The sequence below is a fragment of the Bradyrhizobium dasycarpum genome, assembly GCF_042019905.1.
GTDB classification, from domain to species: domain Bacteria; phylum Pseudomonadota; class Alphaproteobacteria; order Rhizobiales; family Xanthobacteraceae; genus Bradyrhizobium; species Bradyrhizobium japonicum_B.
Genome location: NZ_CP169574.1, coordinates 931,819 through 947,854 on the forward strand (window position 1 = coordinate 931,819; position 16,036 = coordinate 947,854).

The 16,036-nt window shown below is 64.6% G+C and carries 18 protein-coding genes and 3 pseudogenes; 12 read left to right on the forward strand and 9 right to left on the reverse strand.

Features of this window, described 5'->3' with window-relative positions; genetic code table 11:
- Positions 1-202: 202 nt before the first annotated feature.
- The gene (locus ACETMP_RS04745) at positions 203-751 is read left to right on the forward strand and encodes a CreA family protein (RefSeq protein ID WP_375160065.1); all 549 of its coding nucleotides are present in this window, start codon (positions 203-205) and stop codon (positions 749-751) included.
- Here the strand turns inward: ACETMP_RS04745 and ACETMP_RS04750 are convergent.
- The gene (locus ACETMP_RS04750) at positions 741-926 is read right to left on the reverse strand and encodes a hypothetical protein (protein WP_375160066.1); all 186 of its coding nucleotides are present in this window, start codon (positions 924-926) and stop codon (positions 741-743) included. The two genes, ACETMP_RS04745 and ACETMP_RS04750, sit on opposite strands and share 11 nt — an antisense overlap.
- A gap of 12 nt (positions 927-938) precedes the next feature.
- A complete protein-coding gene (locus tag ACETMP_RS04755; RefSeq protein ID WP_375160067.1) occupies positions 939-1,364 on the reverse strand; it encodes a hypothetical protein in 426 nt (141 codons plus the stop codon).
- Between ACETMP_RS04755 and ACETMP_RS04760 the strand changes: the two genes are divergently transcribed.
- Together ACETMP_RS04760 and ACETMP_RS04765 are read left to right on the forward strand one after the other, a co-directional pair.
- The gene (locus ACETMP_RS04760; protein WP_375160068.1) at positions 1,345-1,509 is read left to right on the forward strand and encodes a hypothetical protein; all 165 of its coding nucleotides are present in this window, start codon (positions 1,345-1,347) and stop codon (positions 1,507-1,509) included. The two genes, ACETMP_RS04755 and ACETMP_RS04760, sit on opposite strands and share 20 nt — an antisense overlap.
- Before the next feature lie 34 nt (positions 1,510-1,543).
- Positions 1,544-1,909 (forward strand): hypothetical protein, encoded by a 366-nt coding sequence (locus tag ACETMP_RS04765; RefSeq protein ID WP_375160069.1) that lies wholly within the window; start codon positions 1,544-1,546, stop codon positions 1,907-1,909.
- Here the strand turns inward: ACETMP_RS04765 and ACETMP_RS04770 are convergent, their stop codons facing one another.
- Together ACETMP_RS04770 and ACETMP_RS04775 are read right to left on the reverse strand one after the other, a co-directional pair.
- Positions 1,910-2,158: a DUF6719 family protein gene (locus ACETMP_RS04770; RefSeq protein ID WP_375160070.1), complete on the reverse strand. Its 249-nt coding sequence runs from the start codon at positions 2,156-2,158 to the stop codon at positions 1,910-1,912.
- 67 nt (positions 2,159-2,225) lie between these two features.
- Complete coding sequence (locus ACETMP_RS04775) at positions 2,226-3,698, reverse strand: PLP-dependent aminotransferase family protein (RefSeq protein WP_375160071.1); 1,473 nt, start codon at positions 3,696-3,698, stop codon at positions 2,226-2,228.
- A gap of 74 nt (positions 3,699-3,772) precedes the next feature.
- On the opposite strand from ACETMP_RS04775, the gene ACETMP_RS04780 reads away from it, so the two are divergent.
- The 7 genes and pseudogenes from ACETMP_RS04780 to ACETMP_RS04810 all read left to right on the forward strand — a co-directional run bounded on the left by ACETMP_RS04780 (position 3,773) and on the right by ACETMP_RS04810 (position 10,320).
- The gene (locus ACETMP_RS04780) at positions 3,773-4,498 is read left to right on the forward strand and encodes a pyridoxamine 5'-phosphate oxidase family protein (RefSeq protein WP_375160072.1); all 726 of its coding nucleotides are present in this window, start codon (positions 3,773-3,775) and stop codon (positions 4,496-4,498) included.
- 53 nt (positions 4,499-4,551) lie between these two features.
- A complete protein-coding gene (locus ACETMP_RS04785; RefSeq protein ID WP_375160073.1) occupies positions 4,552-5,829 on the forward strand; it encodes an ArgE/DapE family deacylase in 1,278 nt (425 codons plus the stop codon).
- A 252-nt stretch (positions 5,830-6,081) separates the two neighbouring features.
- On the forward strand, positions 6,082-6,891 hold the full coding sequence (locus tag ACETMP_RS04790; RefSeq protein ID WP_375160074.1) for an alpha/beta hydrolase: 810 nt from the start codon (positions 6,082-6,084) through the stop codon (positions 6,889-6,891).
- 36 nt (positions 6,892-6,927) lie between these two features.
- A pseudogene (gene kynA / locus ACETMP_RS04795) lies at positions 6,928-7,765 on the forward strand (tryptophan 2,3-dioxygenase).
- 20 nt (positions 7,766-7,785) lie between these two features.
- A pseudogene (kynU, locus tag ACETMP_RS04800) lies at positions 7,786-8,989 on the forward strand (kynureninase).
- 201 nt (positions 8,990-9,190) lie between these two features.
- Complete coding sequence (locus ACETMP_RS04805) at positions 9,191-9,562, forward strand: PaaI family thioesterase (protein WP_375160075.1); 372 nt, start codon at positions 9,191-9,193, stop codon at positions 9,560-9,562.
- Between the two features lie 152 nt (positions 9,563-9,714).
- Complete coding sequence (locus tag ACETMP_RS04810) at positions 9,715-10,320, forward strand: GNAT family N-acetyltransferase (RefSeq protein ID WP_375160076.1); 606 nt, start codon at positions 9,715-9,717, stop codon at positions 10,318-10,320.
- 80 nt (positions 10,321-10,400) lie between these two features.
- Here the strand turns inward: ACETMP_RS04810 and ACETMP_RS04815 are convergent, their stop codons facing one another.
- The 5 genes from ACETMP_RS04815 to ACETMP_RS04835 form a co-directional block, all read right to left on the reverse strand.
- Complete coding sequence (locus tag ACETMP_RS04815; RefSeq protein ID WP_375160077.1) at positions 10,401-10,706, reverse strand: hypothetical protein; 306 nt, start codon at positions 10,704-10,706, stop codon at positions 10,401-10,403.
- A 95-nt stretch (positions 10,707-10,801) separates the two neighbouring features.
- Positions 10,802-11,488 (reverse strand): DUF2161 domain-containing phosphodiesterase, encoded by a 687-nt coding sequence (locus tag ACETMP_RS04820; protein WP_375160078.1) that lies wholly within the window; start codon positions 11,486-11,488, stop codon positions 10,802-10,804.
- A gap of 115 nt (positions 11,489-11,603) precedes the next feature.
- Positions 11,604-12,284 carry an SDR family oxidoreductase gene (locus ACETMP_RS04825; RefSeq protein WP_375160079.1) on the reverse strand — a complete coding sequence of 227 codons (681 nt, stop codon included), beginning with the start codon at positions 12,282-12,284 and terminating at the stop codon, positions 11,604-11,606.
- A 24-nt stretch (positions 12,285-12,308) separates the two neighbouring features.
- Positions 12,309-13,052: a tyrosine-protein phosphatase gene (locus ACETMP_RS04830; RefSeq protein WP_375160080.1), complete on the reverse strand. Its 744-nt coding sequence runs from the start codon at positions 13,050-13,052 to the stop codon at positions 12,309-12,311.
- Positions 13,053-13,349: 297 nt separating this feature from the next.
- A complete protein-coding gene (locus tag ACETMP_RS04835) occupies positions 13,350-13,553 on the reverse strand; it encodes a DUF2735 domain-containing protein (protein WP_028136764.1) in 204 nt (67 codons plus the stop codon).
- A 538-nt stretch (positions 13,554-14,091) separates the two neighbouring features.
- On the opposite strand from ACETMP_RS04835, the pseudogene ACETMP_RS04840 reads away from it, so the two are divergent.
- Positions 14,092-15,127 (forward strand): annotated as a pseudogene (locus tag ACETMP_RS04840) (glutamine synthetase beta-grasp domain-containing protein).
- Positions 15,128-15,321: 194 nt separating this feature from the next.
- Positions 15,322-16,023 carry a GrlR family regulatory protein gene (locus ACETMP_RS04845; RefSeq protein ID WP_375160081.1) on the forward strand — a complete coding sequence of 234 codons (702 nt, stop codon included), beginning with the start codon at positions 15,322-15,324 and terminating at the stop codon, positions 16,021-16,023.
- The last annotated feature ends 13 nt before the right edge of the window (positions 16,024-16,036 follow it).

Below are 16,036 nucleotides of genomic sequence, written 5' to 3' on the forward strand. Positions count from 1 at the left end.
ATCCATAATCCAAATCAGACGTTAGTCTCGCAAAGGGGATACGCGTTCACCAGCAGGGTGGTTCTGCCGTCGGCTACTTTTGTTCAAGACGTAACAAAAAAGCCTCACAGAGCGGTAAACGGCGGCCATCTCTGGCTGCGCGTCGTCTTCCTGTCGGGCTGACGCGTTCCTACATTGCGGGGACTTGTTAGCGGAGAACTTCATGTCATCTCGTTTCCCTGGTCTTGCCGGCATCCGCTTGAAAGGCCTTGCCTTATTCCTCCTGGCCCTGGCTGTGCCGGCAGCGCCCGTCCAAGCTGCCGACGAGCCCGATCTGATCTTCCGCCGCTCCACCGTGTTCAAATGGATGAGCCCGAACGACAAGCTCGCGACCTATGGTCTCGACGATCCCGAGGTCGAAGGCGTCGCCTGTCATTTCACGGTGCCGGAGAAGGGCGGCTTCAAGGGCTGGCTGGGGCTTGCCGAGGAGGTCTCGGACATCTCGCTGGCCTGCCGCCAGGTCGCCCCGATCAGGTTCAAGAACAAGATGGAGCAGGGCGACGACATGTTCCGCCGGCGGCGCTCGCTGTTCTTCAAGAAGATGCAAATCGTGCGCGGCTGCGACGCCAAGCGCAACGTGCTGGTCTACATGGTCTATTCGGACAGGCTGATCGAGGGGTCGCCGAAGAACTCGACCTCGACAGTGCCGATCATGCCGTGGGGACTGGCGGACACAAACGTTCAGAAGTGCGGCGAGTTCTTCACGGACTGACGCGCTTGGCCAGATGCGAGCCGGTCAGCCGCGCGAAGGCCTGCGGCGCGGCCTCAAAGCCGCGGCCGGACTGCAGCGACATCGCGCCGGCCGAGACGACGCGGCTGGACCGCTGATTTCCGCCGTCGGTCCGTTGCTCCGCCTCGCGCGGCGTTGCGCGATCTTGCCCCATCATGATGGCCATCCCTCAGTTGAACGCGCCCGGTGATCCCGGCGTCTCGGTTTCGATGGCTTGGGTCGCAGCCGATGCGCCCTCGGTTCGACGGCCCAGCCTTCGTTCGTCTCTCCTCTTCAGCAGAAAAACGTAAAATGCGTGTGAAGCGCGCAAGGCTGGACCGTGACGACGGCGGCGCACCGCGCGCTCATACGCCGGATCCGGAACCTGGCAGGCCGCTTTGAGCTCCGGCGCGACCTGTCTGAAATGATTGGCTGTTTTCGAGAATTGTGTCGTCGCCTCGGACCCGACGAAACAATTCTCAGGCAAGATGAAACCATTTTGCGCTTTTGGCGCATCACGCGCGAAACCGCCCATGGTTATCAACTTCACAACGACGAACGGCGCACCGCCGGCCACGGAATTCGGAGACGACACCATGCGCGCGCTCAGCTTCATCCTTGCTTTCGCTTTCGTGGTTGCCGGCTCCTCGTTCGCGGGCGCGCCGGATGGCAATCTCCCGGGTATCGGCACCTTCCAGTACAGCGGCTCGCCGGTGACCATTGCGACGTCGCAGCCGATCGTGGTGGCCGCGCGCTTCTGATCGACAACAAGAAAATCAGCCGGTAAAGGCCGTCATGCTCGTTCGATCTTGCGCCGCTGCTTTCGTGTCCATTCTGACGATCAGCGCCGCCGAGGCGCAGGTGCGGGCGCCCTCCAGATTACCGGATCCCCGCACTGAGTTCGTGCGCCAATGCGCGCCGCGGATGCTCGGGCGGTGGGCCCATCCCGAGGAAGTCTGCGGCTGCCTGCACGATCACGCCGCGGCGGCCGTCGAGGACCGCGATCTGCGCGAGGCGCTGCTGCGCGGTATCAGCGAAACCGGCGTGCCCACCATCGAGACCGACTGGGTGCCGGCTTCCAAGCAAAGCGAGATCGGCCCGACCTTCACCAAGATCGCCAAGCCCACCTTGCAGTGCATGTTCGATCCGGCGAAGCCGTAGCTATTTCGTCTTCGGACCGTATCGCGGCACACAGGTGCTGGTACGCGCGACGCCCTTGTCGGTCATCCTCGCTCCACGCACTTCCTTGACCTGTCCGGCAGGACAGGTTCCGTCATCCACCTGCACGCGCTGACCCAGCTTGAGATCGACGATGTCCTGCTCGCGTCCAACCGAGCCGGCGGCATGCGCCGTCGCGGCAAGCACGATGGAGATCAGGAACGAGAGGCAGGTCGTCCGGCGTAGCAGCATGGTGAAAGATCTCGGAGACGATGCTGCAATGTAGGGACTGGCCGGCGATTCTCATAGTGAACCTTCATCACGCGCGCCGGGCGGCTCTGGTTCCCGCGCGCAGGGCTGCGCGCGATTCCCGCGCGAGCCGTTCGGCCGACGCTTTGAGCTGCGGAACCGCATGGCCAGAAAATCCCAGCACGAAGCCGGTCAGAGGGCGCGCGCGCGAATAGGTGTCTGCCAACAGCCAGCCTTCCGCGCCGCACGCCTGCTTGGCCCGCGCGGCCACCGACGGGTCGACCGACGGATCGAACCTGGCGACCAGATGCAGGCCTTGTGACGGCACCGGCACTGAGAGCGCGCCATCGGAAGCCGCTTCCAGCGTTTCGGCCAGCACATCGCGCGCTTCGCGATAGAGTTTTCGCACCCGCTTGAGGTTGGCGGCGAATGCGCCCGAGTTGAGCATGTCGGCGACCGCGCCTTCCATCAGCGTGCCCGGGAAGCGATCGAGCGCTGCGCGCGCCGCCGTCACGTCGGCGATGAGGCGTTCGGGCAGGGCGCAATAACCGATGCGCAGGCCCGGAAACAGCGTCTTGGCGAAGGTGCCGAGATAGATGACGCGCTGGAGACGGTCGATGCCGGCGAGCGACATCAGCGGTGCGCCGTCATAGCGAAACTCGCTGTCATAATCGTCTTCCAGCACGAAGGCGCCGGCCTGCCTGGCCCAGTCCAGAAGCTCGAGCCGCCGCGGCATCGACATCTGCACGCCGAGCGGAAACTGGTGCGACGGCGTGACGTAGGCCGCGCGCGCAGACGGCGCCGCGGCGCGGCCTTTGGCAATACGCATGCCGTGCTCGTCGACGGGAACGGGCACGGCGCGATAGCCGCAATGCGTGAAGGTCTTTCGCGCGGCGGGATAGCCGGGGTCCTCGCACCAAACCTGATCGCCGGCCTTCAGGATCGCGCTCAGCACGATACGCAGCGCATGCAGGGTGCCTGACGTCAGCATGATCTGATCGGGATCGCAGCGCAGCCCGCGCGCTGACAACAGATGATCAGCGATGGCGGCGCGCAGCTCATGGCTGCCGCGCGGATCGCCATAGTGCAGATGCTCGGACCCGAAGGCGCGCATGCGCCGGCCGACGAAAGCGCGGAAGCGCTGCACGGCACGCGCGTCGATATGGGTGCAGCCGAGGGAGAATGCACCTTGCCTGGGCGCTTCGACAACCGCCTTCGGCTTGCGCGGCGCGGCCGCGCGCGCTGGGATGCGCGCGGCGACAAAGGTGCCGGAGCCGACTTTGGCCTCGGCAAAGCCGTCGGCGATCAGGCGCTCATAGGCGATCACGATGGCGTTGCGCCGGAAGCCCGTCTGCCTGGCCAGCGTGCGCGAGGGCGGCAGCGGCTCGCCAGGCTTGACGAGGCCGGAAACGATCATCTCGCACAAGGCCTGATAGAGCCGGTGCGCGGCGGAGAGGCCGGCCGTGACGTGGGGGCCGGCGAGATCGAGCGGCAGCTCGGTCTTGGCCGGTGACGGCAGGGAATTGGTCGGAATTTTTCGCATGGAATTGGAACTATCGCAGACCAAATGCGCCGCTACAACTCTTCCCGATCTTTCCAATCCGATCAGGAGCGGCCGTGAGCCAGACCGAGACCTCGAATTCCTATCCGACATCGGCGCGCAACCAGGTGAAGCGCCGGCACGACCGCGGCTTCTACGATCACGAAACGGTCCATCGCATCCTGGATTCCTCGATGCTCTGCCATGTCTCCTATGTGATCGACGGCCAGCCTTATTGCACGCCGACCTTCTTCTGGCGCGAGGGCACCAAGCTGTACTGGCATGGTTCGAGCGCCAGCCGGATGCTGCGCAACCAGACCAAGGGCGAGCGCGTGTGCCTCACGGTCGCCCATCTCGACAGCCTCGTGCTGGCGCGTTGCGGCTTCAACCATTCCGCCGACTACCGCGCGGTGATGGCATTCGGCACCGCCTATCTCGTCACCGATCCCGCGGAGAAGGAGCGCGCGGTGATCGCGATGGTCGACCGCTTCTTCCCGGACCGCACCGCGAGCCTTCGCGCCAGCACCGCCCAGGAGGTCAAGGCGACGTCCTTCATCGCGATGGAGATCGAGGAAGCCTCGGCCAAGATACGCGCCAAGGGTGTTGCTGACGACGACGAGGACTACGCGTTGCCGATCTATGCCGAGCGCATCCCGGTTCGCACGGTGCTCGGCGCGCCGGAGCCGTGTCCGCGCCTGCTCGACGGCGTGAAACGCCCTCCGACACTGGACGGCTATTGCGAAGGCCGGCTGCTCGAAGATGCATTGCGGGATGCATATTTTGTGGAGTACCCGAACGGTTGAAATCGGTTAGCTTGCACACTCCTTGGGACCATTGGAATGCCTGGAGTTGCCTGATGAATGCCGAAACGCAGCAGAGAATCCTCGACGCCGTCGATGCCGGCTTCGAAGCCCAGCTGGCCACCACACGCGATTTCGTCGCGATCCCTTCGACCCGTGGGGCCGAGGGGCCGTGCCAGGACATGATCGGCGACCTCCTGCGCGAGCGCGGCTACGAGGTCGACGACTGGCACATCGATGTAGACGATCTCAAGGATCTGCGCGGCTTCGGCCCGATCGAGCATGATTTCTCCAAGGCGCGTTCGGTGGTGGGGACCTACCGTCCGCAAACGAATGGCGGCAAGTCGCTGATCCTGCAGGGCCATTGCGACGTGGTGCCCGCTGGCCCGCTGGAATTGTGGGACACGCCGCCGTTCTCGCCGGTCATCAAGGACGGCAAGATGTTCGGCCGCGGCGCCTGCGACATGAAGTCGGGCACCATCGGCGCCCTCTATGCGCTGGATGCGATCAAGGCCGCGGGCTTCAAGCCGACGGCGCGGATCCATTTCCAATCCGTGATCGAAGAGGAGAGCACCGGTGTCGGCGCGCTCTCGACGCTCCAGCGCGGCTACCGCGCCGACGCCTGCTTCATTCCGGAGCCGACCGGCGGCAAGATGGTGCGCTCGCAGGTCGGCGTGATCTGGTTTCGCCTGCGCGTGAAGGGGCATCCGACCCATGTCGCCTTCGCCGGCTCCGGCGCCAACGCCATCATGGCGGCCTATCATTTGATCCAGGCGCTGCAGAAGCTTGAGGTCGAGTGGAACGAGCGCGCCAAGGCCGACAGGCACTTCAAGACGCTCAATCATCCCATCAACTTCAACCCCGGCATCATCAAGGGCGGCGACTGGGCCTCCAGCGTGCCGGCCTGGTGCGATGTCGATTGCCGGATCGCGGTGTTGCCGGGCTGGTCGATCGCCGATCACCAGAAGGAGATCGTGGCCTGCGTCGCGGCCGCGGCGCGCAACCACCGCTTCCTCGCCAACAATCCGCCCGAGATCGAATGGTCGGGCTTCCTGTCGGAAGGCTATGAGCTGACCGACGCCGCTGCGCCGGAAGCTGCCTTCGCCAAGGCGTTCGGCAAGGTCTATGGCGGCATGCCGGAGGATCTCGTCTTCACCGCGCTCACCGACACCCGCTTTTACGGCCTCAACCACGGCATCCCCAGCCTCTGCTTCGGCGCCAGCGGCGGCGAAATGCACGGCTTCAACGAATTCGTCGACCTGGACTCGCTGAAGAAGACCACCAAGGCGATGGCGCTGTTCGTCGCGGAATGGTGCGGAGTCGAGAAGGCGTAGCCGTCGCCTCGGTCGCAGCGGTCGTAGGGTGGGCAAAGGCGCGTTAGCGCCGTGCCCACGAGTTGTCTCGAACATGACCAAAGTCGTGGCCACGCTGCGCTTTGCCCACCCTACAATATCCCGGCTGGAGCGAGCGTTGCCCGAAACACGGGCCCTCCAAAATCCTTTAAGCTTAAAATAAGCACTAGGATGCGGCTTTGACCGGTGGCAGACTGACGCCTGATCGCAGAGCCCCGAGTCCGAGGAGTGACAATGCGCGATTGGGATGATGCTTACGCCAATTCGGCCCATATCCCCGGCTCGGACAAGATGCCCGGGCTGTGGGCGGAGCGGGCGGCGGCCTACCGGGCCGGGCTGAAGAATTTTCGCGCTGATATCGCCTATGGCGCCGGTGAGCGCCAGAAGCTCGACCTGGTCCTGCCCGACGCCGACAGCAAGGGCCTCGTCGTCTTCGTGCACGGCGGCTACTGGATGCGCTTCGACAAGTCGGCGTGGACCGATCTCGCCGAAGGCGCGCGCCGTCACGGCTGGACCGTGGCACTGCCGAGCTACACGCTGACCCCGGCCGCACGCATCTCCGACATCACTGCCGAGATCACCGCCGCGATCGCGAAAGCGGCGGCGCTCGTCGCAGGACCGATCCGGCTGGCCGGCCATTCCGCCGGCGGCCACCTCGTCACACGCATGCTATGCGACGACAGCCGGCTGGAGCCCGCCGTCTATGACCGCATCAGCGGTACGCTCTCGATCAGCGGTCTGCACGACCTGCGGCCACTGCTGAAGACCAAAATGAATGACACGCTGCGCATGACCATGGAGGAGGCGGCGCTCGAAAGCGCGGCGCTGCATCTGCCGCGCGGGCATTCGCCCGTGACCGCCTGGGTCGGTGGCGGCGAGCGGCCCGAATTCATCCGCCAGTCCGATCTGATGGCCAATATCTGGACCGGTTTCGACGTGCCGACCAGTCTCGTCGTCGATCCCGGGCTGAACCATTTTACTGTGATCGACGGACTGAAGGATCCGGCCTCGCCGATCACCGCGCGCCTGATCGGCCTCGACTGAGCATGGCCGGGGAAGATCGATCGAAAGGGCCTGCCCATGACGTCCAGCGATTATGATCCCACCAGCGAAGGCGCCGAGACCGATTTTGCCCGTCGCATGTCCTACGGCGACTATCTCGCGCTGGACGCGATCCTCGGTGCGCAACATCCGCTGTCGGAAGCACATGACGAGATGCTGTTCATCATTCAGCATCAGACCACGGAGCTGTGGATGCGCCTCGCCATCCACGAGCTCAGTGCCGCACGCCGGGCCATTGCCAGGGACGATGTGTCGCCTGCCATGAAGATGCTGGCGCGGATGTCGCGCATCTTCGAGCAGCTCAACAACGCCTGGGACGTGCTGCGCACGATGACGCCGAGCGAGTATACGCGCTTCCGCTCGCAGCTTGGACAATCGTCGGGCTTCCAGTCGCGCCAATACCGGCTGATCGAATTCCTGCTCGGCAACCGCAACCACGCCATGCTCAAGCCGCACGCGCACGATCCGGAGACGACCAAGCTGCTGGAAGCCGAGCTTGCGACCCCAAGTCTCTATGACGAGGTGCTCAGGCTCGCCGACCGCAACGGGCTGAAGATGCCCGCCGCGGTATTGGCGCGCGATGTGCGCGAGACCCACAGCTTCAACGAAGGCGTGCTGCAGGCCTGGCGCGTCGTCTACGAGGCGCCGGAGACGCATTGATGCTCTACGAACTCGCCGAAAAACTGGTCGACTTCGAGGATTATTTCCGCCGCTGGCGCTTCAACCACGTCACCACGGTCGAGCGCGTCATCGGCTTCAAGCGCGGCACCGGCGGCACCGGGGGGTCAGTTATCTCAAACGCATGCTGGAGGTGGAGCTGTTCCCCGAGCTCTGGCGCGTCCGCACCATCCTGTAGAAATGCCCAAAGACATGTCTATGACCAGATATCGCGTCTATGACGAGACCAAAGCTCTGTTCCGTCTGCCTGACGGCGTGATCTATCTCGACGGCAATTCGCTCGGTGCGCTGCCGTCGGGCGTTGCCGAACGGGTCAACCGCGTCATCACGACGGAGTGGGGCAATGAGCTGATCCGCGCCTGGAATACCGCGGGCTGGTACGTCCAGCCGCGCCAGCTCGGCGATCGCATCGCCCGGCTGATCGGTGCGGAAGCCGGCTCGGTGATGGTCGGCGACACGCTGTCGCTCAAGGTCTACCAGGCGCTCGCCGCTGCGCTGGACATGAATCGGTCGCGCAAGATCGTCCTGTCGGATACCGGCAATTTCCCGACCGACCTCTACATGGCCGAGGGCCTGATCGCGACGCTCGGCCGGGGCCACCAATTGCGTCTGGTGGCGCCGGAGGACGTCGCGGCGTCGTTGTCGGAGGAGATCGCGGTGCTCTATATCACCGAGGTCGACTATCGCACCGGCCGCCGCCACGACATGGCGGATCTGACCGCGAAGGCGCATGCGCTCGGCATCGTCACGGTCTGGGATCTCGCGCATTCCGCCGGCGCGCTGCCGGTCGATCTCGCCGGGACCGGCGCCGATTTCGCCGCAGGGTGCACCTACAAATATCTCAACGCCGGGCCGGGCGCGCCGGCCTTTCCTCTACGTTGCGCCGCGCCACGCCGACACCGCGCGCGCCGCGCTGTCGGGGTGGATGGGGCACGCCAAGCCGTTTGCGTTCGAGCTTGCCTATGCGGCCGCCGGCGGCGTCGAGCGCATGCGCGTCGGCACGCCACCGGTGCTGGCGATGGCGGCGCTGGAAGCCTCGCTCGATATCTGGGACCGCGTCGATATCGCTGAAGTCCGTGCACGCTCGCTGGCGCTCGGCGACTTGCTGATCGCCGAGGTCGAGCGCCGCTGTCCGTCCCTGAAGCTGGTGACACCGCGCGCGCATGATCACCGCGGCTCGCAGGTCTCCTTCGCCTTCGGCGGCGGTTACGCCGCCATGCAGGCGCTGATCGCCCGCGGTGTCATCGGCGATTTTCGCGCGCCTGATATCATGCGGTTCGGGATCACGCCGCTGTATATTGGTGAGTGCGAGATCATCCGTGCCGCCGAGATCATCGAGGAGGTGATCGCAGGGGAGTTGTGGCGGCGGCCGGAATATCAGGTCGTGAACGCGGTGACGTGAGTCAGCTGTGCGCCGGACTCAGCGCAGCGACGCTGCGCGTTGCGGCACGTCCGCGAACACGAGCGTGTGTTGACGCTGGGCGCCCATGTCAGCGCGGCCATTACCTCGGACGTCATTGCTTTGCCGCGTGAAGCAATTCACCCTGAGACAACAACGAATTGGGAGAAGACCTGATGACGCCGCCTCGAGAAACTCAAAGCGATGAAGATGCCGTTCGCCGAGCTCAAGGGCGTCGAGTTCATCGAGGCCGGGAAGGACCGCGTGGTGGCGCGGATGACGGTCCGCCCCGATCTCTGCACGCTGCACCACACCATCCATGGCGGGGCGTTGATGGCGCTGGCCGATTCCGTTGGCGCGGCGGCGACTGTGATCAATCTGCCTGACGACGCCAAGGGCACGACCACGCTGGAGAGCAAGACCAATTTCATTGGTGGGGCCAAGGAGGGAACCACGATCATTGCCACTGCCACCCCGGTCCATCGCGGCCGGCGGACCCAGGTCTGGACCACCCGGCTGGAGACAGAGGACGGCAAGCTGGTGGCCGTGGTGACCCAGACCCAGCTAGTCCTGTAAGACTACGGGACTTTGATTTCATTAACGAATTAGTCGTCTCCGGTGCCTTTAACTTGGGCAGGTCCCTGACTTGCAAAAGATGTTGCGATGCACAATATAGGGGGCCTAGGGATTCGAACGCCTCCTCGAGGGTCACCAAGAGGAGTTTTGACGTGGTACTTGAAGAGACCGTCCGCACTGCTCCGGGCTATGTACGGACCCTGATCCAGCAGGAAGAATTGCCGCTCCTGCGGGATCATTTGCTGAGGCTCGATGCCGCAAGCCGGCACGACCGTTTCAATGGCTATCTCGACGACAGCTTCATCGAGCGTTACGCCGCCCGCTGCGCCGAGGACGGCACCGTGATCGTTGCCTATATCGTCGACGGTGTGGTCCGCGGTGCGGCCGAGCTGCATCCGCCGGAGGCTGAGGCCTTGCCTGAAGTTGCCTTCAGCGTCGAAGCTTCGGCGCGGCGCCAGGGTGTCGGCACCGCGTTGTTCCGCCGCCTGATCGCGGAAGCGCGCTGGAAGGGCTACAAGCAGCTGCGCATCACGACCGGCGCCGAAAATCACGCGATGCGGGCGCTCGCCAGAAAGTTCGGGGCGCACCTGGCCTTCCGCCAGGGCGAATCGACTGGCACGATCGATCTTGCCAAGACGCCCGAGGCGGAGCTTGCCGATCTCGCGGTTTCGCCCTTCGCGGCCGGACGCGCTCTTCTCAGCCTCAACTCGACCTGCTGGAAGATCATCTCCAGCATGTACGACAATCGCGCGGCCTGACTTCAAATCGCAGGCTGAATCAAAAAGCGGACCGGCATGGCCGGTCCGCTTCGTATTTCGCGCGTCGTAAAACGAACGCCTCAGGTACCGGTGCGCTTGTCGTTGCCGAAACGGCGGACGACGCGGCGTTCGACCACGACGGAGCGCTGTGCACCCTGTTCGCCGGCGATCACGCGCGTCGCCGTGATGCGGCTGTTGGTGCGCGCCTGCTTCTTCACCTCGGCCTGCACGACGTCGAGCGGCATCCCCATCAGGGCTGCGGCGATCTCAGCCTGCTGCCCCTGATCGTCGGTGATGCCGATGGCGGCGAAGATCGCCTCGTCCAGGGTGGGCGGATCATGGCGGACGCGCCGCGTGCCATATTTGGTAGTCCAGTCTGCGCTCATAACGGCCTCGTTTCGATGCCGGGATACCTAGTGCCGCCAATGTTGCATTGCAATATGAAATTGGTGTGGCATCTCAGCTATGCACCGGTCGGGTGTCATGGCAGCGCCGCAACAGCGGAATCGACCTCAACCCGCTGCTGTGGCCAGCGTTTCAGGGCGGCGTGACCGGCCTCGGTGAGCCCGTAGATTCCCCGGTCAGCCCGTTCGAACCAGCCATACACATTGTTAAGCAAGATCTTGCCGGCATCAGGACAGCGCACGCGCAATTCGCGCACGCGCCGCGGTCCGTCGGCGAGCGCGGAGGCGCAGGCCAGCGCCTGCTGCCGATACGCCGTCATGATCGGTGCGCGGGTGCTGCCGCCGAGCACAGGATCGCCCTGGCGGCGCTGATGCTCGGTGACGAGGCGCGAGCGCACCTTCGGCTCGCGGCGCGGCGCTGCCGTCGGCGGCTTCACCAGCACCTCGACCTGGCCGCGATCGGTGACACCGAGCATGCCGAAGCCGAGGCGGCGGCAGAGATTGCGATAGCGCGCATCGCTCTCGCGCCCCTTGCCTCGGGCCGACATCTTCGCCGCGATCCAGACCTCGTCGCCGGCCGGCGCGCGGTCGACCGCCTGGAGGATCAGCTCGAGATTAAAGGCGAGCTTGAGCTCGCCGATCACCACGACCGGCGGATCGCCGGCGCTAAGGCCCACGAGGTCGCAACCGCCGATCTCGCCCTTCACGGTGAAGCCGAGCTCTTCGAGGAAGCGTTTGACGGGCAGGTAAAGCGCGGTTTCCAAAGGAAGGTTCCGGTGGCGATGTTCGATCGGAGAATCACTTGCGGCAGTCTAGATCTTCTGTGGTCCGATTGAATCAAAGCCGTCGCGCAGGATGATGTGATCGGAGGGCGCGCGCCTAGATCCGCCCGGCCACCGGGATCAGCGCGCCGGTGACGCCGCTCGCGGCCTCGCTGACGAGGAACAGGATGACCTCGGCGAGTTCCTGCGGCGTCACCCATTTGGAAAAGTCCGCCTTCGGCATGTCGGCGCGATTGGCCGCGGTGTCGATGATCGACGGCAGCACTGCGTTGACCGTGACCTTGCCCTTCCACTCGTTGGCGAGCGCCTCGGTGAGCCGATGCACGCCCGCTTTCGATGCCGCATAGGGCCCCATGCCAGCGCCTGCCTGGAGCGCGCCAAGGGCGCCGATGTTGACGATGCGGCCGGCGCTGGATGCGGCGAGATGCGGCAGTGCCGCGCGCGAGGCGTTGAGCGCGGTCAGCACATTCAGCGCGTGCATGCGCTGCCAGGTCTGGATGTCGCCGTCACCGATGGTTTCGAACGCAAAGCCGCCGGCGATGTTGATCAGCGCATCGAGCCGGCCGAAATGCTTGGCCGCCGCATCGACTGCCGTCTTCGCCTGGGCCGCGTCCGACAGGTCGATGCCGCCGATCTCGATGCGGACGGTACTTGCGGGATTCTGCGACGGCGCGTGATCGATGCAGGCTATGCGCGCCCCGCGCGACTGCGCGATCTCGGCGACCACCTTGCCGAGTGCGCCGCGTGCGCCCGTCACGATCAAAGCCTTGTCTTGCATCATCGCTCTCCCGCCGCGGCCGCCCTAGGATTCGAGATAACGCTCCTGCAGTGCGGTCCGTTCGGCCGCACCGAGCTTGAGTCCATCGCGCAAATAGGCTTCGAGATCACCGTATTCTTCGCCGACGGCCTCGAAGGCCGCAGCGAGATACGAGGCCTCGACGCTGCCGATGGCGTTGCGGACGTCCTCGGGCAGGTCAATGGCGGCCGTCGCATCGCGTTTGTAGTGACGGTTGGTCAAGAGATAATCCTCGGCGATGATTTCATCGGGCACGCCGAGCGCATGCAGGATCAGCGCGCTGGCAAAGCCGGTGCGGTCCTTGCCGGCGGTGCAGTGAATCACCAGTGGTGCGCAGTCTTCCAGCAGATGGCCGAACAGAGCGCGAAAGCTGTGCGTATGGTGGCGGACGTAGTTGCGATAGGACTCGCGCATCAGCTCGAGTGCCACCGGCGCGGTCAGCGTCCCCTTCGCGATCTCGGCGCGCAGCGCAGCCACGACACTCGGCTCGATCGGCAGCGAATGCACATTGATCTCTTTCACCACGCAGACGCCGGCTGTGCGCTCCTCCAGCCCGCGGAAATCGAAGGCGCTTCGCACGCCCAGCGCGCGGACGATCTCGACATCGGCGGCGGTGAGCTGGCCGAGATGGTTGGAGCGGAAGATGTGGCGCCAGCGCGTGGTGCGGCCATCGGCGGTCGGATAACCGCCGAGATCGCGAAAATTGCTGGCGCCTTGCAGGGCCAGGTGACGGGCAGGGGGGTCTCTCAAACAGGAGTCTTGCATGGGATCGGCTTCGGTCATGGTTCCATCGGGCGCGCGAGGAGCGTCCTCGAGAATCCATTACAGCGGGCGATCATGAGCCGGCACAAGGCCCTTCTCTTGCGGGTAAGTCCGGCGCGTCCACGGTCAAGCCTCTGAGGTCGCCGGCCACGGCCTGTGCATGGTGCAACGGCGCGGCTTCACCCAGGAATCAAAAAGGGCCGAAACATCGCTGTTTCGACCCTTTTTCTTCAACTGCCGCCAGGCGCTTGCGCGAGCGCGGCGGTTTCAAACCGAGCACAGGCATCAGCGATCCCATTTCGGCTTGGCGTCGTCGACCGCGTCCTGGTGATACCAGCTGTCGCTGCAGATCGAGACATTCGCGGGATGCGAGGCATGATCGGCGGGGAGGCGGGTCTCGCCATAGCGGCGTCCGGCGAGAGCTGCGCGGCCCCCGACCGGGAATTGGTAGATCGTTGCCGATCCGTGACTCAGACCATTGTTCATCATTGCGATTCTCCTCGGTCGAAGCGCATCGGCCTCCATGGTGCGCCCGACTCGTTCGATTGTGGTTACCGGGATTCCCATATCGGCCGCGTCCCCCGGATTGGAAAGTGCTGAAAAGGAAATCAGTTGCCGCCCAATTTGTAGGCAGCGAGAGGTCTGCATCCCCGAAGGCAGCGTGCCCGGGGCCAACGCGGAGGCCATTCCAAAGGTTGCGGCAAAGGGGCGGAAGACTTTGCAAAAATTGCCGGCGGTTGATGCGCGTTTCATCGGCAACTTCCGGGGATACACCGCCTGCTGCAGAAACGGGCGATCTGCGCAGGTTTTTGCGTCGCAGCTTCACGGGAAGGTGCGCGGCTATGACGCATATCGCCGGGGCGGTCAGCTCGCAGTGGGGAGACCTCGGCCGCGACGGAAAACGGCCCGCATCTGCGGCTTTTTGGCACGCAAAATGCTTGTAGAGGGCCGGCCGATGATGGCCGGGTACAAAACGTTCAGGGGCCTCCGGGCCCCAAACCTTTCGCATCATCTACAGAGAGGCTCAATGACCAAGTACAAGCTCGAAGTACATCTGGCTCGACGGATATACGCCGACTCCGAATTTGCGCGGCAAAACCCAGATCAAGGAATTCGCGTCGTTCCCGACGCTCGAGCAGCTTCCGCTCTGGGGCTTCGATGGTTCTTCCACCCAGCAGGCCGAAGGCCACAGCTCCGATTGCGTGCTGAAGCCGGTCGCCGTCTTCCCGGACGGGGCGCGCACCAACGGCGTCCTCGTGATGTGCGAAGTCATGATGCCCGACGGCAAGACCCCGCATCCGTCCAACAAGCGCGCCACCATTCTCGACGACCCCGGCGCCTGGTTCGGCTTCGAGCAGGAATATTTCTTCTACAAGGACGGCCGTCCGCTCGGCTTCCCCGAATACGGCTATCCGGCGCCGCAGGGCCCGTACTACACCGGCGTCGGCTACAAGTTCGTCGGCGACGTCGCCCGCAAGATCGTCGAAGAGCATCTCGACCTCTGCCTGGCTGCCGGCATCAACCATGAAGGCATCAATGCGGAAGTCGCCAAGGGCCAGTGGGAATTCCAGATCTTCGGCAAAGGCTCCAAGAAGGCCGCTGACGAAATGTGGATGGCCCGCTACCTGATGCTGCGCCTGACCGAGAAGTACGGCATCGACATCGAATTCCACTGCAAGCCGCTCGGCGACACCGACTGGAACGGCTCGGGCATGCATGCCAACTTCTCGACCGAGTACATGCGCACCGTGGGTGGCAAGGAGTATTTCGAGGCGCTGATGGCCGCCTTCGACAAGAACCTGATGGACCACATCGCCGTCTACGGCCCGGACAACGACAAGCGTCTGACCGGCAAGCACGAGACCGCGCCGTGGAACAAGTTCAGCTACGGCGTTGCCGACCGCGGCGCATCGATCCGCGTTCCGCACTCCTTCGTCAACAACGGCTATAAGGGCTATCTGGAAGACCGCCGTCCGAACTCGCAGGGCGACCCATACCAGATCGCTTCGCAGATCCTGAAGACGATCGCCTCCGTGCCGACCGACAAGAAGGCCGCGGCCTAGGATCCTCCCGGCCCGGGTTGGGGGCTGGCCCGGGTTGGCGTTCAATCCGCCGGAGCTGCAAGGCTCCGGCGGATTTCTGCGTTTGGATGACGGCCGTCCTCGTACCTGCCGCTCGGCCGCGCGAAACTTCGCCATTGCTGCCGAAAGCGCGATAGAATGTCTTGGGATGCGCGCAAGGGCCGGGGACACGGCTGGTGTTTGAAGGCTTCTACAAGGTGAAGTTTCAGCTCGGCGACGCCGTCGGCCGCAGCGTAATGCATGCCGGCAATGGCAAGATGCTCGGCGGCAATTCGGCCTTCGCCCATATCGGCACCTATGTGAAGACCGACGAGGGCGTGGACGTCGTGATCAGCACCGTCCGCCATAATCCCGATCCGAACTACCGAGCCATGGCCGGCACCGACGACGCCACCTTGCTCGCCAAGGGCTGGGCGGACGGCGACCTCTATCGCTTCAAGGGCGAGCTGAAGGAGCTGCCGGGCATTCCCTTCCAGTCGGTGATGACGCCGATCACGGACAACGAGGTGCCGATCGCCGGTGGCGTCGGCGAAGCCGGCATCGCCGACGGTCTCTATTCCATCCATCTGCGCATGCTTGACGGTCTCGACGGCGGCCTCACCGGCGTGATGCTGCTCAACCGCGGCCGCATCCTCGGCGGCGATGCCTCGTTCTACTATCTGGGCAGCTACACCGCCGCGAACGGCCGCTGGAAGGGCCAGATCCTCAACCAGGAGCACACGCCGGCCAAGGACGATCCGATCTTCGGCGGCCACGAGGTCGGCATCGGCTTCTCCGGCCGCTACGACGCGGAAGAGGCGGTGCTGGAGGCGGCCGCGCTTGCCGGCAAGCGCAGCCTGCGCCTGACTGCCGCGCTCAAGCTGATGCATCGCGCCTGACCGGACCAGGAAC